Source organism: Streptomyces sp. NPDC094034, from assembly GCF_040303865.1.
In the GTDB taxonomy this organism is placed as follows: domain Bacteria; phylum Actinomycetota; class Actinomycetes; order Streptomycetales; family Streptomycetaceae; genus Streptomyces.
The window spans coordinates 1-17391 of sequence record NZ_JBEOUD010000068.1 but is presented as its reverse complement, the minus strand read 5'-3'; the positions used below and the strand labels follow the sequence as shown (position 1 = coordinate 17391).

The window sequence follows — 17391 nt, the reverse complement described above, 5'->3', positions numbered from 1 at the left end:
TTGATCCGAAACGGTAGGTGTTCTGGGTGTTGATCCCTGCGTGAGTGAACTGGCGAGGGAGGCGAAAGGTGTGGGCAAGTACCTGCGGCGCTGGAACCTGTCGTTCCAGCGCCCGTACAAGCGAGCCATCGAGCGCGGAGGCGGTCCGCGTCTGTCGGGAGGAGACCTGGCCGGTGATCCGCGCGAAAGCGAAGGCGGAGGGCAGTGACGTGCTCTTCGCCGACCAGGTCACCGGCCGCACCTGGGGCGCCAAGGGGTGCACGCCCGTTGTCCGCCGCACCAGCAACCGGTTCTCCGTCAACGCGATGCCCGCGATCAGCACGAAGGGCCGCATGCACTTCATAGTCTTCACCGAGACCTTCGACGCCGATGCCACGTGCCGCTTCCTGGACCGGCTCGCCGGCCACTGCGACCGCAAGGTGCACCTCGTCGTGGACGGTCACTCCGCGTACCGCTCCCGCGGTACGCGCCTGACTCGCCGATCACCCCGATCGCATCGAGCTGCACTTCCTGCCGTCGTACTCACCGGAGCTGAACCCCGACGAACTGGTCAACGCCGACCTCAAACAAAGCGTTCCGATGCACAGCTGCGCCCGAACCAGGCCCAACTCGCCGCCGAAACCCGCAGGTTCTTCCACCGCCGCCAACGACAGCCACACATCGTCCGCGGCTACTTCGGGGGCCCACACATCCGGTACACCCTCGAATAGAACTCTTTGAGTTTTGGATCAATAAGGGCTCGCAGAGAATCAACATGCTGATTTGATCTCCGCAGGGCTGTTGTTCGCGAGGAACGCCGTAACGTCAGCCGGCGTGCTGAACCTGGCTGTCGAGGGCGGTGGGCTTGATCCACTTTGACGGACATTCGAGATCAGGGGTTCAGCCCCGGGAGGATGTCCATCATGGAGAGCATGGGGAAGAAGAAGCCTCGCCGCCCTCGCCGTTCGTTCACGCCGGAGTTCAAGGCCGAGATCGTCGGGCTGTGCCGACGGGGTGACCGCTCGGTCCTTAGATTCAACCGGTCAAGGCAACACTCTCGGCTGGTGTGCGGAATCCCAGGCACTTGCGCGGACGGTTGTTCAGCTTCGTCGCGATGGCGTCAAGGTCGTGAGCTGAGCCGGGTTTTGTAGCGCGGCCCTGAAGCCAGGCATGATCGCCTTGGCGGATGGGAGAACACAGGTCCGATGCCTGCACCACGGAAGTACCCCGATGAACTGCGCGAACGAGCGATCCGTGAGGTCCAGAACTCAGGGCGTCCGGTCGCTCATGTGGCCCGTGACCTCGGGATCCACAAGGAAGCGTTGCGGAACTGGGTCCGCCAGGCCGAGGCCGATCAAGGCGACCGCCCTGATCTGCTGACCAGCGCGGAGCGAGCCGAGCTGGGCCAGCTCCGCAAGGAGATAGCCGAGCTGCGGCGGGCGAACGAGATCCTCAAGGCCGTTTCGGTGTTTTTCGCGAAGGAGCTCGACCAGCCCCGCACGAGGCCGACGCGGTGATCAACCACCTCCGCGCCCGGTTCGGTATCGAGCCCGTATGCCGGGAACTGGACCTTTCGGTCTCGGCATACAACGCCCGCCGCAGTCGTCCCAAGTCCGCCCGGCAACTGCGCGATGAGCACCTCATCGGGCACATCCGCCGCGTCCACGCGGCCTCGGGCGCGACCTACGGAGCCCGCCGAATCCCACCGCCAACTGCAACGCGAGGGCATCACCGCGGCCCGCTGCACCATCGAGCGGCTGATGCGCCAGGACGGTCTGGAAGGCGTGATCCGCGGGCAACGGCGACGCACCACCATCCCCGAACCATCCGTACCCAGACCGCCGGACCTGGTCAACCGGCACTTCACCGCCCACCGCCCCAACCAGTTGTGGGTCGCTGACCTCACCTACGTCCGCACCTGGTCGGGCTGGGTCTACGTCGCCTTCGTCCTGGACGTGTACTCACGGATGATCGTCGGATGGCAGCTCGCCACCCACATGCGTACCGGCCTCCCACTGGACGCCCTGGAAATGGCGCTCTGGCGGCGGGGTATCAAGAAGGGTTCAGGCCTGATCCATCACAGCGACCGCGGATCGCAATACGTGTCCATTCGCTACAGCGGGCGGTTGCTGGAGGCCGGCGCGACCGCCTCGGCCGGCTCCGTCGCGGACAGCTACGACAACGCCATGGCCGAGGCCCTCAACGGCTCCTTCAAGGCGGAAGTGATCGAGCATCAAGGACCCCCTGGCGGGACGCTGACCAGGTAGAACGAGCCGTCGTCCAATGGGTCGGCTGGTACAACACCGAACGCCTGCACTCCGCTCTCGACTACCTCCCACCCGAGGAATACGAAGCCCGGCACCACCGATCCCAGGCCGCCACGAACGCCGCCTGAAACCATACAAACCCGGCCGCTACGAAACCCAGGGCAGCTCAGTCGTCCTGGCTGAACGTCGACAGGTTTGTGCCTTTGGGCAGGTACTGCCGGAGCAGCTTGTTGGTGTTCTCGTTGGTGCCGCGCTGCCAGGGGCTGCGCGGGGCTGCGAAGAACACGTCGACGCCGGTGTCGGCACTCAGACGCTTGTGGGCTGCCAGTTCCATGCCGCGATCCCAGGTCAGCGTGCCGCGTAGTCGGGGGTCCATGCGCTCGTAGGTCTTGGCCAGAGCGGGAACGACCACGGTGGTATGGCGGCTGGCGAGTTTCACGACCGTGAGGAACCGTGACTTCCGGTCGACCAGCGTGGCGACCTGGCTGTTGTTCGAGCCGATCACCAGATCGCCTTCCAGATGCCCGAACTCGCTGCGGTCCTCCGCCGCCTGGGGCCGCTCCTCGATCGGCCGGGCATCGGTGATCTGCGAGCGCCACTGTCCTTTCACCGTGTGGCGCTTGTTCTTCCGGATCGGGCGGCCAGTGCGAAGGCGCTTGCACAGCTCGCGAGGGATCACTTTCCAGCGGGTGGTGTAGACCGATCGGTAGATCGTCTCGTGGCTGATCTCCATCTTCGGGTCGTCACCGTGATGCCGACGGAGGTGGCCGACGATCTGTTCCGGCGACCACTCCTCCCTCAGCAGGATCAGCACCTTCTGCCGCAGCGCGGGCCTTCGGGCGAGCAGGCACTGCTTCGGGCGCCGGGCGCGGTCAAGTGCCCGTTCCTGTGCAGCGATCGCCCGATAGACGTCGCGTCCGCCGTTGTTGCTGACTTCACGACTGATCGTCGACACTGCACGCCCCAGGAGGCCGGCGATGGCCCGGTAGGACTCTCCGGCACAAAGACCACGTGAGATCTCCTCCCGCTCGCCCATGGTCAAGCTTCCGGCGCGCGCTTTGCGGGGTCCGGGAGCGATTCCTCCGTGGTGCTTGAGGACGGTGAACACCGAACCGGGCGGCTTACCGATCTGCCTTGAGATGACGCTGATCGATTCCCCGGCCCTCCACCGCCGCCACAGGTCGGCCTTCATCTCGTCCGACATCCCCGGCCGACCCAGTCTCGCCACGTAAACCGTCCTCAACCAGCACTGTTGCTCCGACCGGTTGAATCTAAGAAAGTGGATCAAGCCCACTGACGCTCACCATGCTCGCTGCCCTACGACACGTGACCGATTCGGGGTGGCCTGAAAGAGGGTTGCCGTAGTAAACAGGAGGAACCTTCGTGGTCTCCGATGCCCTGGAGCGCACGGGCACCGATCAGCCACCACTGGCTCTGCGTGCGGGCAAGGGTTCCGGCCTCGAAGGGCCGGTATGGCATATACGGGATGCCGAGACCTGGGAGGCAGTTGCATGATCGGTCGCCTATGGTGCCGTCGTGCCCCTGTCAGGTCGGGGGCACGACGGCTCGCCGGCTCATCAATCGCACGTGGTCGCGATTCAGTTCGTTGACGGTCGTAACGCCTAGAAGCTTCATGGTGCCCTGGATCTCGGAGGCGAGGATCTCGATGGCGCGCGACACCCCCGCCTCTCCGCCTGCCATCAACCCATAGAGGAACGCGCGGCCGACGAGCGTGAAGTCCGCTCCGAGAGCGAGGGCGGCGACGATGTCTGCGCCTCTCATGATTCCGGTGTCAAGCATGATCGTCCCGCGTTCGCCGACGGCGTCAACGACTTCGGGGAGCAGGTGCAGCGGGACAGGTGCCCGGTCGAGCTGGCGTCCGCCGTGGTTGGAGACCACCACCCCGTCCGCACCATGATCAATAACCCGCTGGGCGTCACGGACTGTCTGGATGCCCTTGATGAGCATCGGGCCGTCCCAGGCAGCGCGTAGCCAGGCGAGATCCTCGAATGTCACAGTCGGATCCGACAGTCGACGGACCACGTCGCTGGTGGATCCCTGTCCGCTGGTGTCGAAGGCGAAGGAGTATGGCTCGGTCGTCAGGAAGTCGAACCACCACTGCCAACGGTACGAGGCGTCGATGAACGTTTTCATGGTCAGTTGCGGGGGGATCGTCATGCCATTGCGCTTGTCTCGCAGTCGGTTACCTGCGACCGGGACATCGACAGTGACCAACAACGCCTCGTATCCTGCTGCTTTGGCGTTGGCCACGAGTTGCAGCGAAAGGTCGCGGTCCTTCCAGAGGTAGAGCTGGAACCACTTCCGGGCCGTGGGTGCCGCAGCGGCGACTTTCTCGATGGAGGTCGTGCCCAGGGTGGACAGCGAGAACGGGATGCCGGCACGTTCGGCGGCCGCAGCGACCGCGAGTTCGCCTGCTGAGTGCATCATCCGGGTGAAGCCGGTAGGAGCGGTGCCGAATGGCAAAGCGGCGTTGGCGCCCAACACGCTCGTCGAGGTGTCCGTCATTGAGACATCGCGCAGGATCCCGGGCCGCAGTTCGAGATCTTCAAAGGCCTCTCGGGATCGTCGGATGCCTATCTCGGCATCTGCCGCTCCCTCGGCGTAGTCGAACGGACCCGTGGGGGTGCGTCGTTTCGCGATCCGACGCAGGTCCCAGATTGAGTGCGCCCTGGCCAACCGGCGCGCAGTCGCATCGCGTTCCCGCGGCTTGAGGGTGAGGAGCGGCGCAAGGTCGCGCGGTCGCGGGATGCGCCGTTGAAGTGCTGCCATCTGTATGTTCTTTCTTTCTCAGTCTGTCGCTGCGTTCAGCGTCGGCGATCCGTCGTATGTGAAGTAGCCGACCCCCTGCTCACGGCGGGCTCCCAAACTGGATCTCTTCCCCGCGCTGGGCCGGGCCATCCATGGGGTAGTCGAGGTGCGTGCCCGGCGCCCTGAACAGCGTGCTTGTTTTCTCCTGCACGAGCTGTGCAGCAAGGGCCTTAACGCCTGTCATGTTCCGAGCAGCTCACTTTGCCCCTGGTGCATGATGCCTTCGCATATCCCAAGGTGATGCTTGAGCGCGGGGTCGCGTCTGAAGGCTGCCGCGCATGCTCTCGGCAGTGTCGGTCGACGTCCAAGGGTTGCGCCATGCCCGCTTGCGCTCGAGTGTGGGCGAAGTGAGTCTCAGACCATTGTGGCGAGGTCACGTCGCCGACCCTCGGTGGTGAGGACGACGGCGAGCAGGCAGAGCAGCAGGACGGCAGCCCATACCCCGCCCAACAGTGCGACGCTGCCGCTCGCTGTGACCAAGGCGCTGGCGGCGACCGGCGTGAGCCCGGCGCCCAGAGCCGACGCGCCCTGGAAGCAGAGGGAGGAGCCCGTGAATCGCACGGCGGTCGGGAACAACTCGGCCAGGAAGGCGGCGAGCGGGCCCAGAATGATGCCTTGAATGGCCTGGCCGGCCATGACGGCTATGGTGAAGCTGGCGACCGTGCCGCTCTGGACGAGCAGGAGCATTGGGTAGGCGAACAGCGTGGCTGCCGCGATGCCGGTGACCAGTATCGGCTTACGGCCGAAGCGGTCGGACAACCGGGCGCTGATGATCGTGGCCACGAACAGAGCGAGGGAGGACAGGGCCTTCGAGTTCAGCACACCGCTGCGGTCTGCGCCGTGCGATACGGCGAAGTTCACCGCCCACACAGTGGACATGCCGGAAATGGTCAGCTGACTCATCGCGACGAGCACACCGAGCAAAAGGTTCTTCGGGTGCCGCGTGAAGACCTCCACGATCGGCATCCGGCGCCGCTCGGCCTCGGCCTCGAACTGCTTGAACAGCGGACTCTCGGCGACCTTCAGACGGATGATCAGTCCGATGGCTACGAGCACGAGGCTCGCCAGAAACGGGATCCTCCAGCCCCAGGAGAAGAACTGTTCATCAGGCAGGCGACCTGCGACGCCGATGACCAGCGCGGCGAGCCCCGCGCCGGCCGGAGCACCGAGGTTGGCGAACGACGCGGCCAAACCGCGCTTGCCGCCGGGGGCGTGTTCGAGGGCAATGAGCATCGCTCCGCCCCACTCACCGCCGACGGCAAGCCCCTGCACCACCCTCAGGATAATCAGTAGAACCGGGGCGAAAGCGCCCATCTGGGCACTCGATGGCAGCACGCCCATGAGCGTCGTCGCAATGCCCATCAGGAGCATCGAGGTCACCAGAACGCCTTTGCGTCCTACTCGGTCCCCGAAGTGCCCGAAGATCACACCACCGAGCGGACGGGCGATGTAGCCAGCAGCGAGTGTGCCGAAGGAGGCGAACGTCGCGACGGTCGGGCTCGTGTTCGGGAAGAACACCGTCGGGAAGACGACCGCCGCGGCTGTGGCGAAGAGCAGAAAGTCGTAGAACTCGATGGCGCTTCCGAAGAAGCTTGAGGCAAGGATGCGCCTCATGTTGCGGTCTGTGAGACGTCCGTCTTGGGGCCCAGGCTGCCCTTTGGGGTACGTTCGTCCTTCGCGCTCAAACGTGGTCGAGTTGGTCCTCATGGTTGGGCTCATCCCTTCGGCGCGGCTCTGCCGGGTGGGTCCCGTATCGCGGCCAGGTAGCGCACCGCTATCGCGTGGCACGGCGGTGGCCACCGGGTAGATGCTGAATTGCGACCAGGTGGTGCGCCACCACCATGCCCGCAGCGCCCAAGTCGGACAATGATAAGTATCTGGATAACTTGTTGTGGGATTTTGAAGTGGGTCACAATGTGCTGCCTCGAACCCTTCGCGACCGTGGTTCAGGGCGCCTCGGCGGCGACCGTCCCCCGGCGCCTCCCAGAATCTCCGGCGGGAGTGTTATCGGCGTTGTCGAAACCCGCGGAGAGCCCCTTGACGTGCAGCTCACCCTGCGCAGACGCCGCCAAGGCGCGAGGGACATAAGCGGGCCGGCGGGTGGGTGTATGAGACACGCCCAGGAAACGATCTAGCAGTCGGCCGCCGTAGGCACTGTCCCGGATCGTCCTGGTCCGGGCCACCGCTGTTGCGCGGTACCAACCTGCTCGCGACGCCGCCGGGGCTCATGCCTGATGCTGCTGACCGGACGCATCTCAACCCGGCGCTACCGAGATGCATGGCTTGGCTGGCATTTTCGTCGCCGCTCCTGGCCCCTTCCTGTGACTACAGCCGGTCCTCCGTCTTGCATGCTCCCGTCAGTCAGTACGAAGCGCGCTTCGCGTCGCCCGTACCGTGGATGAAGGTTGTCGCGAGGGCCTCGGAGGCGCGTGCGACGAGGGCGACATCGGCTCCGACGAGGACGAAGCGCGCCCCGGCGTCCGCGTAAGCACGTGCCGCTTGCGGGTCGAAGGCGTTGACTCCGACGGGCTTGCCTGCGGCGGCGACGCCGTTGAAGGTGCGGTGGACGGCAGCAATGACGTCGGGGTGCGCCTGCTGCCCCAGGACGCCCAGGGATGCGGCAAGGTCGCTCGGACCGACGAAGACGCCGTCGATGCCGGGGGTCGCGGCGATCGCCTCCGCGTTTGCGACGCCCTCAGCCGTCTCGATCTGCACGAATACAGAGACGTGGTCTGCAGCGCTATGGAGGTAGCCGTCGACGCGATTCCAGCGGGCGGAGCGGGCGAGGGCGCTCCCCACGCCGCGACGGCCCCTGGGCGGGTACTGCGCGGCCTCCGCGGCAGCTCGCGCCTCGTCGGGGGTCGAGACCATGGGCACGAGGATCGTTTGGGCACCGAGGTCGAGGACCTGCTTGATGGTCAAGGGGTCGGCGGCGGGGACGCGCACGACGGGTGTGACGGGGTATGCCGAGACGGCGTACAGCTGCGCGAGCGTGGACTCGAGGCTGTTGGGGGCGTGCTCCATGTCGATAAGCACCCAGTCGAGCCCTGATCCCGCCATGATTTCAGCCATAATGGGAGAGACAGAGCACACCCATCCTCCGAAGAGCGGGCGCTGGGCTGCGGCGAGACTGTCGCGGAGGGGCGGGTTCAGATGAAGCGGCATGAGATAGTCCCCATCGGTCCGTAGTCGGCCAGTACGGTGTCGCCCTTGCCCACCCACATGGGACGGGTGAAGGAGCCGGCGAGGATGATTTCGCCGGCTTCCAAGCGTTCGCCATGCCGGTGCACCTTGTTGGCGAGCCACGCGACCCCCGCCGCCGGGTGGTTCAGGACAGCAGCGGCGACGCCCGTCTCCTCTATCGTTTCATTGCGGTAGAGGAGAGCCGACACCCACCGTAGGTCGACCGCATCGGGGCTGGTGGGATTGCCTCCGAGCACGAGCCCGCCATAGGCGGCGTTGTCGGAGATGGTATCCACGATGGTGCGGCCCTCGAGCTCGATATGGGAGTTGAGCACCTCAAGGGCGGGTGTGACGTATTCCGTCGCACGCATGACATCGAACAGCGTGCAGTGCGGGCCTGCAAGCGGCTCCTTCAGGATGAAGGCGAGCTCGACCTCGATGCGGACGTTGGAGAAGCGGTCGTGCGGGATGTGCGCGCCGTTCTCCCATATGGTGTCCTCGAACATGACGCCGTAGTCGGGCTCCGTGATGCCAGTCGCGGCCTGCATCGCACGCGAGGTGAGCCCGATCTTGCGGCCGACAAGGCGCCGTCCGGCCGCCAAGTTATTCTCTTTCCATACACCTTGGATGGCGTACGAGTCTTCGACGGTAGCTTCGGGGAAGCGCGTAGTGATGCGCGGGATGACCCCGCGCGTCCGCTCTGCCTCCGCGAGTTCTTCCGCAAGCGACGTGATGATGTCTTTCGTAAGCACGATGACTCTTCCGTAAGGCGGCGGTGCGGACGCTCCCCGCTGAGGGGACCGGGCCGTCTGGAGCAAGCGGCCGGAGTGTGGGCTGCGCCTGGACCGGCGGATCGTGTGCTGCCGCAACTGCCAGTGGATGATCGGGCTGCGCCGGTGGTGATCGTGTCCGTACTCAAGAACGGAATCACCTGTTTGAGCAGCGGCGCGAGGCTGTCGGGTGTTCCGAGTTGAGCTGCTGGCGCACGATCACGTCAAGACGCTGCCAAGTTGTTGGCCGCGTGTTGTTCCTCCTTACCGAAGGTGGGGTTGTGGACCTTGCCGAGTGTGATGTGAATGGCCTGCTGGTCGGTGTAGAAGTCGATTGAGCGGTAGCCGCCTTCGTGTCCGAGGCCCGACGCCTTGACGCCGCCGAAGGGCGTGCGCAGATCGCGGACGTTGTTGGAGTTGAGCCACACCATGCCCGCCTCGATGGCCTGAGCGAAGTTGTGGGCACGCTTGAGGTCATTCGTCCAGACGTAAGCTGCGAGACCGTACTTCGTGTCGTTCGCGAGTGTGAGGGCCTCCTCGTCTGTGTCGAAGGGGGTAATCGCGACGACAGGGCCGAAGATCTCCTCCTGGAAGATGCGGGCGTCGGGGGCGACGTCGGCGAAGACGGTCGGGGCGACGAAGTTGCCGAACTCGAACCCCTCCGGGCATCCGCCTCCCGTCACAAGGCGGCCTTCGCCCTTGCCGATCTCGACGTAGCTCATGACCTTCTTGAAGTGCTCGGGGTGCACGAGAGCGCCGACCTCGGTTGCGGGGTCGTGCGGATAGCCGACCTTCACCCGCTTCGCCTGGGCGGCGTACCGCTCGACGAACTCGTCATACACGTCTCGCTGGACGAGGATGCGGCTGCCGGCCGTGCAGCGCTCGCCGTTGAGCGAGAAGACACCGAAAATGGTCGCGTCGATCGCGGCGTCGAGGTCGGCGTCGGCGAAGACAATGGCAGGTGACTTGCCGCCGAGCTCCATGGAGAGGCCCTTGAGGTAGGGGGCGGCGTTGCCGAAGATGATCTGCCCCGTGCGGCTCTCGCCCGTGAAGGAGATGAGCGGCACGTCGGGGTGCTTTACGAGCGCGTCGCCGGCGACCTCCCCGACGCCGTTGACGAGGTTGAAGACGCCTTGGGGGAGTTCCGCCTCTTCGAAGATTCCCGCCCACAGCGATGCCGACAGCGGTGTGAACTCGGCTGGCTTGAGCACGACGGTGTTGCCCGTCGCAAGGGCGGGGCCGAGCTTCCAGCTCTCGAGCATGAAGGGCGTGTTCCACGGCGTGATGAGTCCCGCGACACCGATGGGCTTGCGGTTGACGTAGTTGATCTGGCGGCCCGGGACCTTGAGGGTGTCGTCAGCCTGCGCGACGATCAGGTCGGCGAAGAATCGGAAGTTCTCGGCCGCACGGCGTGCCTGGCCGAGCGCCTGCGTGATAGGTAGTCCCGAATCGAACGACTCGAGCTCGGCGAGTCGGGTGTCGCGGGACTCGACGATGTCGGCGATGCGGTGCAGCACGCGCGAGCGTTCGCGCGGCAGCATGCGCGGCCAGGGGCCGTCTGTGAATGCACGGCGGGCTGCGGCGACGGCGCGGCCGATGTCGGTCTTGTTGCCGGCTGCGGCCTGCACGTATACCTCGTTCGAGACGGGTTCGAGTACGTCGAATATTTCTCCGTCGAGTGAATCGACGAACTCGCCGTCGATGTAGTGCTGGATGCGCGTGGGCAGGTCGTTGGGGACGTGTCGCGCGGATGTCGTGGTGTCGGTCATCTGGCTCTCCGGTGCGCAAGCGATATGAGACTGAACGTTGAAGCGGGTCTGTCAGGTTGGAAGGCACCTTCTTGAGGAACAGGCTCTCCGGTTTCCGAAGTCGGCTGCCAGGCGAATGTGATCTTGAACGGTCGGCTTACCGCGCATGTGCTGGGGGATGAGATGGCGGTCGGCTCATTCAGCCGTGCGCTCGCTCCGGCTTCCCGACGGCAAGTTGCGCCGTCGCCGTCAGCATGGCTCGACCTTGACGGCTGCCTCGTACTTGGCGCGCCACTCGGCATTCATGGGGAACAGCCCGTCGATGGAGTTTCCCGCGGCGACCTGCTCTGCGATCCATGCGTCCTCGCTCTCCTGAGCGAGTGCGGCATCGGCCACCTCCTCGGCGATTGCCGAAGGGATCACGATGACGCCATCGTCGTCGCCCACAATGATGTCGCCGGGCTGGACAGTGGCGCCACCGCACGCGATCGTGAGGTCGGTGTCCCACGGAACGTGCTTGCGGCCGAGCACGGCGGGGTGTGGTCCCAGGCTGAAGATGGGGAGGCCGATGCCGGCGACCGTTGCATAGTCGCGTACGCCGCCGTCGGTGACGACACCCGCTGCGCCGCGTGCAAGAGCGCGGAGGGCGAGGACGTCGCCGAGGGTGCCGGAGCCGCCCTCACTGCGAGCCTCGATGACGATGACCTCGCCTTCCTGCACGGCATCGAACGCACGCTTCTGTGCGTTGTAGCCTCCGCCGTGGCTGCGGAAGAGGTCTGCGCGGCTCGGGACGAAACGGAGCGTCTTCGCGACACCGACGAGCTTCGTGCCAGGCCTGGTCGCGCGCACGCCGTCGATCGAGACGTTGTCGAGGCCGCGCTTGCGCAGCTGTTGAGACAGCCCAGCGACAGGTGCCTCAAGCAGCTTGTCCCGCAGCTCTACGGGGAGGACTGGGGCGGCGTCGGAAAGTCCTGCGGCCTCGCGCGAGCCCCATGCCTCCTCGCGCTGAAGGTCGCTGGCCAGGGGGAGTGAACCGATCGCGGGATCGAAGCCGCCACGACCGCGGATTACGCGGCTCGTCAGCTTTCCCGAACTCAGTTCACCGATTACGTGAGGGGCATCGACTTCGACCTCGACGATGTCTCCTGGGGCAGCCACCGATGCACCAGCCGGAGTGCCGGTGAGGATGACGTCGCCGGCCGCGAGTGTGAGGTGCTGGGAGAGATCGGCGATGATTTGAGAGAACGGGAAGATGAGGTCCGTTGTATCCCCTTCCTGTACGAGCTCGCCGTTGAGCCACGTCCGCACGCGCAGCGCGGCGGGATCGACCGAACGTGCGTCGATGAGCTGCGGGCCGACGGGCGTATAGCCGTCACGGCCCTTATTGCGCACGTTTGAACCCTTGTCGTTGCTCCGCAGGTCGTACAGACCCCAATCGTTCGACGCCGTCACCCATGCCACGTGATTCCAGGCGTCGGCGGGTGAGACGCTTCGCGCGGGCGTACCCATGATGAGTGCGATCTCGCCCTCGAAGGAGAGCAGCTCCGTGCCTTCGGGACGCTCGACCGCATCGCCCGAGGTTGCCAGGGAGCTTGACGGCTTGAAGAAGTACGAGGGAGCGGGAGGGCGCCGGCCACGCTGCGCTGCACGCGACTCGTAGCTGATGTGAACGGCAATGATCTTTCCCGGCGTGAAAGGAAGGGGGCCGTGTGTGGGTGCGATGCTCATCATGTGGCCTTCGCGTGTGTACCTGCTGGATCAACAAGGGATGATCCTTTGGGCAGGGTTCCTGTGTAGACGGACGGACAGGGGCCATGTGCGGCTGGGGACGTTCTCACCAGCCGCAGGGCCGGGTGTCTCAGTGGGTGGAGGTGGTGAGAATGTCGGCGCCCTGATCGCTTCGCGAGCGGGTTGCGGCACCGAGACGAGCGCCAAAGGCAGCGACGTCCGGAGGCAGTGCTGAGCCACGCCACGCCACGTGCTGATCGCGACGAGCGATCACGAAGCGGGTCGTATAAGCGCAGTCCTCAACTCCGTGAAGTCTGACCACGGTGACGGGCAGACCAGCAGCGCGTGCCTCTTCCGCCCAATTCTCCGCGGCATCGAAGTGCTCGAGGGCGACGAGCGTGTACCACGGACCGAGTTGGTCGTAGAGCGACGAACCGTCCGCGAGCCAGTGGTGAGGAAGACGGCAACCCGGCACCGTGGACGGTGTGTAGGAGCCCATGGTGTACTCCGGTGCCGGGCCGTCCGCGATGATGATGGGGCTGTCCTCGTAGATGTATCCGAAGTTCAGGCCCGCAGCCGCGAACTGCTGGACGTTCAAGTCGTAGGCGAGTTTCCCGAAGGCCCTGCGGGCTGCTTCCCCTGCGGGGCCATCGGCCGCGAGGTCGGCGGGCGCATCCGTATCAGCGATTCTCCGTAGGTGGGACATCGCGAAGCGAGATACCTGGTCCGTGATCGGCTGGCGCTCGGCTTCGTAAGCGTCCAGGATCGACTCGTCCGCCCAGCCGACGATCACAGCACTCAGGAGCCACGACAGATTGAGGCCGTCGGCGATACCTGCGTTCATGCCGTATCCGCCGTAAGGAACCCAGAGATGAGCGGCGTCACCGGCGATGAATATGCGCCCTTCGCGGAACTTGTCTGCCACGAGACGACGGGCGGTCCAGTCCTCATGGGAGACGATGTCGTAGGAATGCTTCTGGGAGATTCCGAGGATGTCGCGGATTGCGCGGTCCCGGTCGACTTCCTGGCGCTCGACTTCATCGGCGCCCAAGTACGTGTGGATCAGGAACGTCTCGACGCCATCGATGGAGTAGACGTGGCCGTTCCGGCGGCTGTTGTAGACGTAGTAGCCCCACGCCTTTCCGGCCGACATGTGCTTGTACAGATCCGGCACCCTTATGCATGTCGACTGGACATGCTGCAGGACCGGGTCACCGTGGAACTTGGCCCCGATGATCTTCCGTACGAGCGAACGGCCGCCGTCGGCGCCGATGAGGTAACGGCCGCGAAGAGTCGTCTCCTCCCCGCCTACCGGTGCGACCTGCACCGTCACGCCATCCTCGTCCTGAGACACTGCGATGGCCTTGCTCTCGTTGCGAAGACTCACGTGCTCAAGGGAAGCCACATGCTCCTCGAGGATGGGCTCGAGGAACTGCTGGTTGACGCGATGTGCTGGCTCGGCGACCGCCCAGTTGGTGTCGGGGCCCTCGCCGGTCCTATCGCGACGTGCGGAGGCGGACGGGATTGGGATGCGGGCGAACTCAGCGCCGGTCACCGAGGTAAGGAAAGCGACGTCCTGAGGGTGATCGGAGGGCAGACCGGCCGAGCGAACCTTGTCAGCCAGCCCGAAGCGGCGCAAGGCCTCCATCGTGCGAGCAGACACGTGGTTGCACTTGACGTTCGGCGGGTCAAGGTAGGGATTTTCTTCGATGACGATGGCCGAGACTCCGCGCGAGTCCAGATCCATGGCGGCCAGCAGGCCGACGGGCCCTCCGCCGACGATGATGACATCGGCGTCGAAGGCGGTTGGGTTGGTCACTTTATGAGACTCCTATCGGTCGGCGGCGGTCGCGCAAGCTCGTGCCCGTTTCTCGCCGTCCTGGTCGTACAGGGGAAGCAGACCGATGAGAGCGGTGGCAGCGCCCGTTATCAGCATCGTGGTGACGGGCCCTTGCGCCCGGAACTGTCGCCGGCAACACCCGAAGACGGTCTCGCAGAGTGGACGCGCAGCGCCTCCTGCGGCGAGGGCTCCGAACGACCCGATCGCGACGATCAGCAGGTCGGGTGAGGCGGACGAGAAATACGCGAATCTAAGCGCGGACGCGCCTGTGCAGTGCTTGAAAGCCACAGAAATCCGCCACACTGCCGAGAAAGGTTGACGTGGCCCCATCTGTGGGGGTGCGTAGAGACCCTTCCAGACCGCCCCTGCGCGGGGCGCGGGCGCAGGGTTGGCGTTCATCGTCGAATCCTCGGGATCTGGGCGCTCTCTGTGGCGAACTCTCAATTGATCGAACAGGTCGAGTGTGTGCGGTCTCGCCAAATCAATCAATGACAACTATCGTGATTGATAGTTTAGGGAGGTAGAAGTGAACGTAGCGTCGGCGCTCTCGCTGAGGCAGTTGCAGTACTTCTGCGCAGTCGTCGAGAGCGGCTCGGTCACCGAGGCGGCAAAGAGACTGCACGTGTCCCCTGGCGGGGTATCCCTCGCCGTCACGCAACTCGAGAAGCTCCTCGATGTCCAGCTCACGCTGCGCACGCGCGGCAAAGGCGTTGAGATCACTGATGCTGGGCGCAGTGTCTACGACGCTGCGCTCGTGATTGACCGTTGCGTCGAGGACATCAAGGAGCTGGCCGGAACCATCCGCGGGGACTTGAGCGGCCCGCTCCGCGTCGGAGTCTTCACCACTCTGTCCCCTTGGCTGTTTCCTCAGTTGGCGGACTACTTCGCGAAGCATCACCCTGCGATCGACGTGCAACTGGAGGAAGGACCGTCAGCGGGGCTCCAGACTCTCCTGACCGAAGGGAGACTGGACGCTGCCCTCCTGTACGAGAACCACATCGTCTCCGAGGTCGAGATTCAGCGTCTGACCCCAGTTCGATTGCAGCTCGCCGTCTCTCCCAGTCATCCACTAGCCAGCCAGGACGAAGTTTCCCTCAGCGCACTGCGCGACGAGTACGCCGTTCTTCTTGCCATGCGCCCCGCCACGGATCACGTAGAGGAGATCCTGCGCAACGCTGGCATTACACCTCGAGTGCGCTGGCGAAGCGCCAATGTTGAGACGATTCGCTCGCTCGTCGCACGAGGCCTCGGTTACACCATCATCATGGGTCGCCCACACGGCGACTTGACGTACGACGGGCGGTCGATCGTGTACCGCCCCATCGCAGATGAACTTCCCGCAAACTACGTCGTGCTGGCCACTGCGCCTGGTGCACGGCAGACGGCCAGGATAGAGGCGCTGCGTGCCTACTGCCGTGAAGCAATTGCGGGACTGCTCAGCTCGCGTGATGGCACACCGGTGAGCAGAACCGGCATGCTCTGAACGGCTAACCTCAATACCGGTAACTTAGTGCTTTGGTATGCGTTTGATCCGTTTCGGTTTGGTGGCGCCAACGAGGGTGATGGCCACGGTGGGTGGGTGGTCTGCACTTCGGTGGGCGGCACGTTTGAGGGGCCAGTTGGCGACTTCGCGTTTGATGACGCGGGGGTTGGATCGACGGCGTCTCGGTGGCAGGAGGCGTTCGAGGAGTTCAGCGTGGGTGGCTTTGATCGCGCGAGCGAGTCTGCCGGGGGGAAAATGCCGCCTGGTCGGTGACCTGGCGGCGCACGACACGCAGTGAGCGGGTGAAGGAGATCCGGTCGGGGTCCTGGTCGGTCTGGTGCGCGGCTTGGTGCATCAGGTGTCTGATGGCGTGGTGGACGAGCAGGAAGCCGTAGAGCTCCTGCTCGGCTCCGTCCGGGTGCTGTGACCGCAGTACCAGGTGTGCCCCGCCGAGGTGGGTCTTGATTTCGTCGAGTGTGGACTCGAACTCCCATCGCTGGGCGTAGAGGGTGGCCAGTTCCGCGGCTGGGGCCTTGTCCGGGTCGAGGATCGTGGTGAGGAGTCGGTAGACGCACTCGTGGCCGGCGATGGTGTACTCCACCGCGCGCACCGGGACCCCGCGACGGGTGTGGTGGATGTCGCTCCGGTCGAAGATCTCGGTGAGGTAGGAGCCGTCCGACAGCTGCTCAACTACCGGCAGTACGAGGTCTTTGCGGACGCGCCACAGCAGGTCCGCCCCAGTTGCTGCAGCTTTGCACCACAGGTCCACGCCGTAGAAACCACGGTCGGCCAGCAGTAACATCCCTGGCCGCAAAGACACCAGGACCGCCCGGGCCAGAGTCTGCTCTCCGGTGCGCAGGGCTCCGGTCGCAGCGTCAAAGATGGCGCGGGTGCCGCATTCCACCAGGCCGACCATGCGCAACTGCGGGCAGCCGACGTTCTGTTCACCCCGACCGGAGCGGGGCGGACGGCCGAACGCCTCCACGTTCGCGCTCGTGTCAGGCAGATCGAACGTGGTGCCGTCGATCGCGGTCAGCCGCCAGCCGCGGTAGAAGGCGCCCTGAGTGCCTGGCGTGGCAACCGGACGGCACACCCGCGCAAACAGCTGCCGCAGAGGTGCCACACCCAACCGGGACCTGGCCTTCCAGATCGCCGCCGTACTCGGCACCACCCACGACGCACGCCAACGCCGCGCACCCTGCAAACCCGCGGTCAGCAGCCGGGCGACCTCTTCATAGCTCTGCCCCGAGAACAGGCACATCGCCAACACGAAGTAGACCACCAACCGGGCCGGCAACAGCCGGTTCCTCTGCTGCATCCGCCCCGTCTCCGCCAACACCTCATCCACAAGCGACCGAGGAAACGCCTGCGTCAGCACCCCGACCGCGACCCGATCCGACAACCGCTCACCAAATGACTTCAACTGACCCGCTCTTGGCACACCACCAACAACGACCGAATCGCCCCTAACGAGTTGGTGCGTGATAGCGGGTGGGCATGCTGTGCTGGTGAAGGGCAATGTGGATCGTTCGGTTCTAGCGCATCCGTTGTTCACGGGCATCTC

12 protein-coding genes and 2 pseudogenes are annotated in these 17391 nt (G+C 65.1%); 5 read left to right on the top strand and 9 right to left on the bottom strand.

The features are described from left to right. Window positions 1–44: 44 nt before the first annotated feature. The 3 genes and pseudogenes from ABTZ59_RS37490 to ABTZ59_RS34820 all read left to right on the top strand — a co-directional run. Window positions 45–407: pseudogene (locus ABTZ59_RS37490) on the top strand (hypothetical protein); the annotation flags it as partial. Window positions 408–495: 88 nt separating this feature from the next. After that, window positions 496–720 carry a transposase gene (locus tag ABTZ59_RS37485; protein WP_503003854.1) on the top strand — a complete coding sequence of 75 codons (225 nt, stop codon included), beginning with the start codon at window positions 496–498 and terminating at the stop codon, window positions 718–720. 464 nt (window positions 721–1184) lie between these two features. Further along, window positions 1185–2374: pseudogene (locus tag ABTZ59_RS34820) on the top strand (IS3 family transposase). A gap of 38 nt (window positions 2375–2412) precedes the next feature. Here the strand turns inward: ABTZ59_RS34820 and ABTZ59_RS34815 are convergent. Beyond that, window positions 2413–3438 carry an IS30 family transposase gene (locus ABTZ59_RS34815; protein WP_503003853.1) on the bottom strand — a complete coding sequence of 342 codons (1026 nt, stop codon included), beginning with the start codon at window positions 3436–3438 and terminating at the stop codon, window positions 2413–2415. 191 nt (window positions 3439–3629) lie between these two features. Between ABTZ59_RS34815 and ABTZ59_RS34805 the strand changes: the two genes are divergently transcribed. Continuing rightward, window positions 3630–3761 carry a hypothetical protein gene (locus ABTZ59_RS34805; protein WP_351424164.1) on the top strand — a complete coding sequence of 44 codons (132 nt, stop codon included), beginning with the start codon at window positions 3630–3632 and terminating at the stop codon, window positions 3759–3761. A 30-nt stretch (window positions 3762–3791) separates the two neighbouring features. Here the strand turns inward: ABTZ59_RS34805 and ABTZ59_RS34800 are convergent, their stop codons facing one another. The 7 genes from ABTZ59_RS34800 to ABTZ59_RS34770 form a co-directional block, all read right to left on the bottom strand. Next, window positions 3792–5036, bottom strand: coding sequence for an alpha-hydroxy acid oxidase (locus ABTZ59_RS34800; RefSeq protein WP_351424160.1), 1245 nt, complete (start codon window positions 5034–5036; stop codon window positions 3792–3794). A 393-nt stretch (window positions 5037–5429) separates the two neighbouring features. After that, window positions 5430–6689 carry an MFS transporter gene (locus ABTZ59_RS34795; RefSeq protein WP_351424156.1) on the bottom strand — a complete coding sequence of 420 codons (1260 nt, stop codon included), beginning with the start codon at window positions 6687–6689 and terminating at the stop codon, window positions 5430–5432. A gap of 747 nt (window positions 6690–7436) precedes the next feature. Beyond that, complete coding sequence (locus ABTZ59_RS34790; protein ID WP_351424150.1) at window positions 7437–8240, bottom strand: HpcH/HpaI aldolase family protein; 804 nt, start codon at window positions 8238–8240, stop codon at window positions 7437–7439. Then, entirely contained in the window at window positions 8225–9010 is a 786-nt protein-coding gene (hpaH, locus tag ABTZ59_RS34785) for a 2-oxo-hept-4-ene-1,7-dioate hydratase (protein WP_351424147.1), read from the bottom strand. The genes ABTZ59_RS34790 and hpaH overlap by 16 nt, the downstream gene beginning before the upstream one ends. A 242-nt stretch (window positions 9011–9252) precedes the next feature. Beyond that, window positions 9253–10797: a 5-carboxymethyl-2-hydroxymuconate semialdehyde dehydrogenase gene (gene hpaE / locus ABTZ59_RS34780; protein WP_351424142.1), complete on the bottom strand. Its 1545-nt coding sequence runs from the start codon at window positions 10795–10797 to the stop codon at window positions 9253–9255. Window positions 10798–11025: 228 nt separating this feature from the next. Then, window positions 11026–12507, bottom strand: a complete 1482-nt coding sequence (locus tag ABTZ59_RS34775; RefSeq protein WP_351424138.1) for a fumarylacetoacetate hydrolase family protein — start codon at window positions 12505–12507, stop codon at window positions 11026–11028. Between the two features lie 127 nt (window positions 12508–12634). Further along, window positions 12635–14323, bottom strand: a complete 1689-nt coding sequence (locus ABTZ59_RS34770; RefSeq protein ID WP_351424136.1) for an FAD-dependent monooxygenase — start codon at window positions 14321–14323, stop codon at window positions 12635–12637. Between the two features lie 547 nt (window positions 14324–14870). Between ABTZ59_RS34770 and ABTZ59_RS34765 the strand changes: the two genes are divergently transcribed. After that, window positions 14871–15827, top strand: a complete 957-nt coding sequence (locus ABTZ59_RS34765; RefSeq protein ID WP_351424134.1) for a LysR family transcriptional regulator — start codon at window positions 14871–14873, stop codon at window positions 15825–15827. Between the two features lie 208 nt (window positions 15828–16035). Here the strand turns inward: ABTZ59_RS34765 and ABTZ59_RS34760 are convergent, their stop codons facing one another. Next, window positions 16036–17268, bottom strand: coding sequence for an IS4 family transposase (locus ABTZ59_RS34760; RefSeq protein WP_351424199.1), 1233 nt, complete (start codon window positions 17266–17268; stop codon window positions 16036–16038). Window positions 17269–17391: the final 123 nt, after the last annotated feature.

What these genes read in the sequence shown, in the direction of transcription:
- hpaE (WP_351424142.1), bottom strand. Translation starts at nt 10,797, where the DNA reads ATGACCGACACCACGACATCCGCGCGACACGTCCCCAACGACCTGCCC.
- ABTZ59_RS34790 (WP_351424150.1), bottom strand. Translation starts at nt 8,240, where the DNA reads ATGCCGCTTCATCTGAACCCGCCCCTCCGCGACAGTCTCGCCGCAGCC.
- ABTZ59_RS34815 (WP_503003853.1), bottom strand. Translation starts at nt 3,438, where the DNA reads ATGAAGGCCGACCTGTGGCGGCGGTGGAGGGCCGGGGAATCGATCAGC.
- ABTZ59_RS34795 (WP_351424156.1), bottom strand. Translation starts at nt 6,689, where the DNA reads ATGAGGCGCATCCTTGCCTCAAGCTTCTTCGGAAGCGCCATCGAGTTC.
- ABTZ59_RS34775 (WP_351424138.1), bottom strand. Translation starts at nt 12,507, where the DNA reads ATGATGAGCATCGCACCCACACACGGCCCCCTTCCTTTCACGCCGGGA.
- ABTZ59_RS34800 (WP_351424160.1), bottom strand. Translation starts at nt 5,036, where the DNA reads ATGGCAGCACTTCAACGGCGCATCCCGCGACCGCGCGACCTTGCGCCG.